Source organism: Rhodothalassium salexigens DSM 2132 (assembly GCF_004341375.1).
Lineage (GTDB): Bacteria > Pseudomonadota > Alphaproteobacteria > Sphingomonadales > Rhodothalassiaceae > Rhodothalassium > Rhodothalassium salexigens.
Genome location: NZ_SLXO01000010.1, coordinates 100,345 through 107,761, shown reverse-complemented (window position 1 = coordinate 107,761; position 7,417 = coordinate 100,345). Strand labels below are relative to the sequence as shown.

The following is a 7,417-nucleotide window of genomic DNA, read 5'->3' as shown; positions in this document are numbered from 1 at the left end:
GAGGTGGCGATCAATGGCGGCCGGCCGCCGGTGTCGCCGCTGGACAATGAGGTGATGGTGGCGCTCGGCCGACGCCGTGCCGGCCGCCTGCTCGATGGCCGCGAGCACACCGCCCTGCCGGCCGCCCTCAGCCCAAGCCGGAGGGCGGCGGCATGATCGACCCATCGCGCCGCCCGCAGCGCATACAACGGAAGCGGACGAAAGGCTGGCTGATGCCGGCCGGCGCCGTCTACGTGGGCCGCCCTACCCGCTGGGGCAATCCATATCAGGGCGCCGACCCCGAAAGGCTCGCGCGGCTCTATCGCGAATACGTGGCCCGGCCTGAGCAGGCCGCCCTGCGCGAGGCCGCACGGCGGGATCTGCGGGGTCGCGATTTGGTCTGCTGGTGCCCACTCGACCAACCCTGCCATGCCGACGTGCTTCTGGCGCTGGCGAATAGAGAAGGAACGGGATCATGAGCCAAATCAAGATCGAGCCCGTGTACACGGTCGAGCAAGTCGCTGAGTTCCTGTCATGCAATCCGTCGACCGTGCGGCGGATGCTGGCTTCACCCAAATGCACACTCAAGGGATTTCGTGTCGGGACCAAATTATGGCGGGTAAGGAAAAGCGATCTGGAAACCTATATTCAATCGTGCGCCACCGAGGCGGCTGGAGCATAGCTTTCCACGACAAAGATGGCGTCTACCGCAAACGCGCGCTCGGCACCGATGACTACACCGTCGCCAAGGCACGCGCGCCACAGCGGTGGAAGGAAATCCAGAAACCTAAGAGCGGTCTCGTGGCCGCGCTGTACCAAGCCTATCTTGAGGAACTGGAAGAGCGCGGCAAATCCTCCAGCCGACAACGCGATGCCTGGAAGCGCCTCGCGCCGGTCTTTGCACCATTGGAGCCCACGGATGTGACGCGCAAGGTGTGCCACGCCTATGTGGAGCAACGGCGCGATGGTGGCGCATCTCGTGCGACGATCCACACCGAATTGCTCTATCTACGCGCGGCACTCCGCTCGGCCGAGCGGGCGGGTCTTCTGACCAAGGCACCCCACATCACATTGCCGGATCGCGGCGCCCCGGCGTCACGGCACCTGACGCGCGACCAATTCCGGTTACTGTTGGACGGGTGCTGCGCCCCCCATATCCGGCTTTACATGCAGATCGCCATCGCGACCGCGGCCCGGCCCTCCGCGATCCTGGATCTGCAATGGGACCAAGTGGATTTTGAGCTCAAGCGCATCGACCTCAATCCCCCCGGTCGCGCGCAGACGTCAAAGCGCCGACCGATCGTGCCGATCAATGACAAGCTGCTTGGTGTGCTTTGGGAGGCCCGGCAGGGGGCGATATCGGCATATGTGATCGAGTATGGCGGTGGCCGCGTGCAATCCATCAAGTCGGCGTTCGCTTCAGCCAGCGCGCGCAGCGGCGTCAAGGCCACGCCCTACTCTCTGCGCCACACGGCGGCGGTTTGGATGGCCGAAGCTGGCGTGCGGATGTCGGTTATCAGCCAGTACATGGGCCACACCAGCACGTCGGTCACCGAACGCACCTATGCGCGCTATAGCCCGGATTACTTACAGGATGCGGCAGCGGCTCTGGACTACTGATCCGGGGGCCAAAAAAACACAGTGCTCGGTGGTACGCGATGAACCCTGAAATTGCCTGTTCATGCTTTGTTCTTGGTTTGTGCACGGAAATTGAATCGAAAAACCGCGGAAAACTGCGCCCCACACGTGTTCACACCGCAGGGGTCAGAGGTTCAAATCCTCTCGCGCCCACCATTCAAATCAAGCACTTAGGCTGGTCCGCGCACAGGGGACAATGGTTCGGTCACGCCCTGCGCCCGGCAAGCGTGCACGCCCGCGATCGCAGCCCATGGGGCAGAGCCGCTCACCGCAGCCTCGCCCCCTCGCCGGGGCGGTGACGAAAGTTCCCTTTATTTCCCGCAACCATCCTGACTAGGCTCCTGGATCGATACCACAGGGGTAGCGCCGTCATATGTCCAGGGGCGTCGTCGCGCCGGGGGCTGCCATGCCCGGCCACAGCATGACCAAGACCCACCGGCCCGATCCGGCGGCGGGGCTGATCGCGCGCCGGCGGCTGATCGGTCTGCTGACCGCCGAAGCCGCGCGGCCGCTGGTGATCCTGGCAGCGCCTGCGGGCTTCGGCAAATCGACCTTGCTGATCCAGTATGCCCAGGCCCTGGAGGCCGAGGGCCGCACCACCGCCTGGGCGGCGGCCGACAGCGACGACCGCGACGTGCGCGCCTTCCTCGCCCTGCTGGTCCGGGCGCTTGCCAACGCGGCGCTCGACCTGGACGACATGGCCGTGGGGGCGGCCGATGGCTTCGCACAGGCCCATGTGACCGCCGTGACCGACCGACTGGTGGAGCGCCTGGCAGCCGCACCAGCGCGCCTTTCCCTGTTCATCGACGATTATCACCTGGCCGAAACGCCCGAAGCCAATGCGGTGCTCGAGCGGCTGCTGCGCGAAGCCGGGGGGCGCGTGCACATCGCGCTCGGCTGTCGCCATGCCCCGGCGCTCGATCTGGCGACCCTGTTTGCCGAAGGCCGGGCGGTGGAGATCGGCCCCGATCATCTGCGCATGACCGCCGACGAAACCCGCACGCTGCTGGGCGAGGCGTTCGACGCCGGCGAATTGAGCGCCATCGCCGCCAAGGCCGAGGGCTGGCCCATCGCCCTGCAACTTATCAAGGCGCGCCGGGCCACCAACCCCCATGCCCCGGTGGGCGAAATCGTCTCCAGCGAACTGATCTCCGCCTATCTGACCCGGCAGATCATCTCCGTGCTCGACCCGCCATTGCGCGACTTTCTGTTCCGCATCGCGGTGCTCGGCAAGGTCACCGCCGAACTCGCCGACCATGTGGCCGACGACCCGGCGCCCGAGCGCACCGACGACGCGGGCCAGGGCGGCGCAACCAATGCCTGGGCCATGCTGGCGGCCTTGCAGCCGTTTCGCGCCCTGCTGGTGCCGCTCGACCGAGACGGCCAATGGTTTCGCCTGCACCACCTGTTCGCCGAGCATCTGCAAAAGCAGCTCAAATGCGAGGCGCCAGCGGTGTTTCGCCGGATCCTGACCCGCGCCGCGCGCTGGCATGCCGAGCGCGGCTATAACGGCGAGGCGGTGCGCTGCGCGGCGGCGGCCGGCGACTATACGCTGGCCAGCGCCCTGATCCGCAGCCAGGGCGGCTGGCGGATCATTCTGTGGGACGGCATCACGCCGCTGCGCACCCAATTGGCGCACCTGCCGCCGGCGGTGGTGCAGAACGACCGGGCCTTGTGCATCGCGCGCGGCTATCTGCACTGCAAGGATGGCCAGATCGCCCAGGCCCGCACCTGCCTGAGCCGCGCCGCCGCCCTGCCCGGCCCAATTGACCAGGGCGGCCAGGCCAGCGAAGGCGCCGGGAGCGGGGGAACCGGGGGGAGCGAGGGGAACGGGGGCGCCGGCGACATCGAGCCCGTGCTGACCATGCTGCACCTGTACGAGGATCTGGGAACCTGGCCCGACGGCGCGCCGCCGGTGGCCCAGGTGATCGCGCGCGCCGAGGCCCACGCGCCGCTCGATGCCGGCACCATCCTGGCCGGCGAGACGCTGGACCGGCTGCGCCGCGGCCGGCTCGCCGACGCGGTGGCGACCGAACGCGCTGCCACCCTCGCCATGAAACAGTGCGGGTCGATCCTGGGGCTCAACTATTGCGCCATCCACGCCGGCACCATCGCGCTCTATGCCGGCCAGCACGATGCGGCGGAAGCGGCGATCCAACGCGCGCTCGACCTGGCGCGGGAGAATTTCGGCCTCGACAGCGGCCTGATCCACCTGGCCACGGTGCTCGACCTGGCGGTCAAGACCTGGGCCGGCACCGCCCGCGACAGCGACATCCCGCGGTTTCGCCGCATGCTCGACCATATCCTCGACCATGATGGCTGGAGCGAGATCTATCTGGTCGGCGTGGATGCGCTGGTGCACCTGGCGCTGCTTTATCGCCGTCATGAGCTGGCGACCCAGGTGCTCGACCAGGTGCAGGACTATGCCGCCCGGCGCGACCTGGACCGCCTGGCCTGCTTTGTCCGTTGTCTGCGCGCCAAACACGCCTGGGTCACCGGCCGCACCGACGCCGCCTGGGAAGAGCTGACGGCCCTGGGCTTCCAATATGGCGCGCACGTGACCGGCGCGAACGAAGACGCGTTTCACTGGCAATCGGCGGCGTTGTTTCTGAGCCTGCGTGCGGCGGTCGACCCGGCGGGTGGCGGCGCCGAGGCCGTCGCCAACCTGGCCGGCATGGAAGCGCTGGCCCGGCGGCTGGAGGACACCGGCCGGGCGTTCCATGCCCAACGCCTGTGGGCGGCGCTGGGCCGGGCGCTCGACCGCGCCGGCCAGCCACGGCGCAGCCAGGCGGTTCTGGCCCGGGCGCTCGGCGCGGTCACCCGCCACGGACTGCCGGCGATCCTCGCCCATGATGGCGCGCTCGAGCCGTATCTGGCTGACCTGCGCGACCTTTGTGCGGACGACCCGGCCCGGCAGTTGGATCGCCTGACACTCGACCGGGTCGAGCGCCTGCTGGCCACGCGCGAAGGCGGCGCACAGGCGCTGCTGTCCCGGCGCGAGCGCGACGTGCTCGACCAGTTGGCGCAGGGCCAGTCCAACAAGGAAATCGCCCGGGTGCTGGCGCTGACCGAGAACACGGTCAAGTTCCACCTCAAGAGCATCTACGCCAAGCTTGGGGTGCAGCGCCGCGGCGAGGCGGTGGCCAAGGCGCGCGCCCGGGCATTGCTGCAATAGGCCCCGGCGCGGCACGGCCCACCCGTTCGGGTAGGCCCGGCCATGCGCACCCCACCCGGATTACCGCCAAAACCACCCGTCTGCGGCTTTGCCCGGCCAAGGAACACCCCAGCATACTGCTCGGCAATGAATGGATGCCGCGACGCGACATCGCCATAACAAATCAGCCGGGACTCACACCATATGCGCAATCGACACCGTTTTGCGGCCCTGTTCGCTTCCACCCTGTTGACCGGGCCGGCGCTGTCCGTGGCGGCCGTGGCCCAGGCCGACACCAGCCTGACCATCGAGGAGATCGTCGTCACCGCGCGCGGCCGCACCGAGACCGTGCAGTCGGTACCGATCTCGGAGACGGTGTTCTCCGCCTCGTTGATCCAGGACGCGGGCATCGACCGGGTCGACGATTTCTTCGCCATGACGCCGGGCGTCACCTTCGCCAATTCGCAAGACGCCGGCACCAACTTCATCTCGATCCGCGGTTCGACGCAAAGCCGCAACACCGCCCCGCCGGTGGCGATCGTGATCGACGGCGTGCTGTTGACCAACGAGCGCATGTTCGACCAGCCCCTGTTCGACCTGTCCAGCATCGAGGTGCTGCGCGGGCCGCAGGGCGCGCTCTACGGCCGCAACGCCATCGGCGGCGCGATCATCATCAATACCAAAGGCCCGACCAACGCGTTCGAAGGCTATGCCCAGGCGACCGCCGGCAATGGCGACAGCTTCGGCGGCGAATTGTCGGTCTCGGGCGCGATCGTGCCCGATGTGCTGAAGGCGCGGGTGTCGGCCCACTATTTCAACCGCGACGGCTTCTTCCACAATCCGGTCGTCGACGAACGGATGGACTATCAGGAGAACATCGCGTTCCGGGGCCATCTGGAATTCACGCCCGCGCCGTGGTTGCAGATGGACCTGCGCGGCTCGCTGGTGCGCACCAAGGGCGGCGGGCTCAACTATGTCTACCAGCCGGCGGTCCTCAACGATGACGGCATCCCGGTCGCGTTCGACTTCAGCCGCGGCGACGCCAACGAGGTGTCGCGCACCTTCTACACCAACAATCTGGGCCGCGACGACCGCGACGTCAGCCAGATCTCGTTGCGCATCGCCGCCGACTTAGGCTTCGCCGAGCTGCGCACCGTCACCGCCTACGACATGCTGACCCAAAGCACCGGCGGCGACCAATACCCCTATTCGGCGGCCAGCGGCATCACCCCGGCGATCCCCTACCCCTTGGGCGATCAATTGCAGTCGCAGTTCACCGACGTCAGCAATTTCAGCCAGGAGGTGCGCCTGATCAGCCGCGCCGACCAGCGCTTCCGCTGGCAGGTGGGCGCCTATTTCCTGAGCGAGAACCGGTTCCTGTCCACCTCGGTGATGGAAGATCGGGAACAGGGCTTCACGCGCATCCGCCGCGAACCGGTGATCGACCCGACCAACCCGCTGCTCAGCTTCATCGCCGACGACAATGACAATGAAGCCTATGCGGTCTTCTTCAGCACCGCCTTCGACGTCACCGAGCGCCTGGAGATCGACTTTTCCGGCCGCTACGACCGCGAAGAACGCGACCAGGTCGTCGACCCCGACCAGGGCAATTTCATCGACGGCACCAGCCAGCGCGACATCGGCCAGCCCGGCGCGGTCAACCAGGCCACCTTCGACCTGTTCCAACCCAAGGTGAGCCTGCGCTACGCCATCACCGACGATGTCTCGGCCTATGCCAGCTACGCGCGCGGCTTCCGCAGCGGCCAGTTCAACCAGAACGGCATCGGCGACCTGGCGGCCGCCAACGGCGTGCCCGGCGTCGCCGACGTGCTGCCGCAAGAGGAGAACGACGCGGTCGAGGCCGGCTTCAAGAGCGTCTGGCTCGGCGACCGGCTGACCGTCAACGGCGCGGTCTATCGCAATCGGCTGAAGAACGCGCCCTATTATGTGTTCATCGGCGCCGTCGGCGGCCAGGTGCTGGTGCCCATCGACGTGGTCGAGATCTATGGCGGCGAGGCGGAAATCTCCGTGCGGCCGTTCGCCGGCTTCGACATCTCCGCCGGCATCGGCGTCACCGACGCGACCATCAAGGACTACACCGTCAACCCCGCGCTGGTCGGCAACACCGCGCCCTATGTGGCCGACGTGACCTTCAACCTGGCCGCCCAATACCGCTTCGACATCACCGAAGACCTGATCGGCTTCGCGCGCACCGACTATGAGCGGCGCGGCGAACAGTATTGGTCGCCCGAGAACGCCACGCCGCGCTCGGCGATCAACCTGGTCAATCTGCGCGCCGGGGTCGAGACCGCCGACGGTCATTGGGCGCTGACCGGCTCGGTCGAGAACCTGACCGACACGGTCTACAACTCCGAATATGTGCTCGGCGGCTTCGCCCACGCCGCGCTGCCGCGGGTCTGGCGTTTCGACCTGCGCTACAACTTCTAGACCGGCAAGACCCCAACGCCCTTGCCGCTCGCCCCCCACACCCACGGCCATCCGCGCAGATCGGCACCCAACCAAGCCGACGCCGGACGGCCGCCCCACCCGGGGCCGGCACCGGACACAGAAACCGGGCCGGCCCCGGGCCGACGCCCGAGAGGGCGGGTGATCGCCCGCCCTCTCGTCATCGGATGCAGCCGGGGC

5 protein-coding genes are annotated in these 7,417 nt (G+C 67.6%); all 5 read left to right on the top strand.

Annotation, left to right across the window (positions count from 1 at the left end):
* The first annotated feature begins 152 nt into the window (after positions 1 to 152).
* The 5 genes from EV659_RS12585 to EV659_RS12565 all read left to right on the top strand — a co-directional run bounded on the left by EV659_RS12585 (position 153) and on the right by EV659_RS12565 (position 7,219).
* Entirely contained in the window at positions 153 to 458 is a 306-nt protein-coding gene (locus tag EV659_RS12585) for a DUF4326 domain-containing protein (protein ID WP_132709244.1), read from the top strand.
* Complete coding sequence (locus EV659_RS15255) at positions 455 to 661, top strand: helix-turn-helix domain-containing protein (protein WP_132709243.1); 207 nt, start codon at positions 455 to 457, stop codon at positions 659 to 661. The genes EV659_RS12585 and EV659_RS15255 overlap by 4 nt, the downstream gene beginning before the upstream one ends.
* Positions 592 to 1,599 (top strand): tyrosine-type recombinase/integrase, encoded by a 1,008-nt coding sequence (locus tag EV659_RS12575; protein ID WP_165878882.1) that lies wholly within the window; start codon positions 592 to 594, stop codon positions 1,597 to 1,599. Before EV659_RS15255 ends, EV659_RS12575 begins: the two co-directional genes overlap by 70 nt.
* Before the next feature lie 424 nt (positions 1,600 to 2,023).
* Positions 2,024 to 4,792 carry a LuxR C-terminal-related transcriptional regulator gene (locus EV659_RS15070; RefSeq protein WP_243641596.1) on the top strand — a complete coding sequence of 923 codons (2,769 nt, stop codon included), beginning with the start codon at positions 2,024 to 2,026 and terminating at the stop codon, positions 4,790 to 4,792.
* Between the two features lie 183 nt (positions 4,793 to 4,975).
* Positions 4,976 to 7,219 (top strand): TonB-dependent receptor, encoded by a 2,244-nt coding sequence (locus EV659_RS12565; RefSeq protein ID WP_132709241.1) that lies wholly within the window; start codon positions 4,976 to 4,978, stop codon positions 7,217 to 7,219.
* The last annotated feature ends 198 nt before the right edge of the window (positions 7,220 to 7,417 follow it).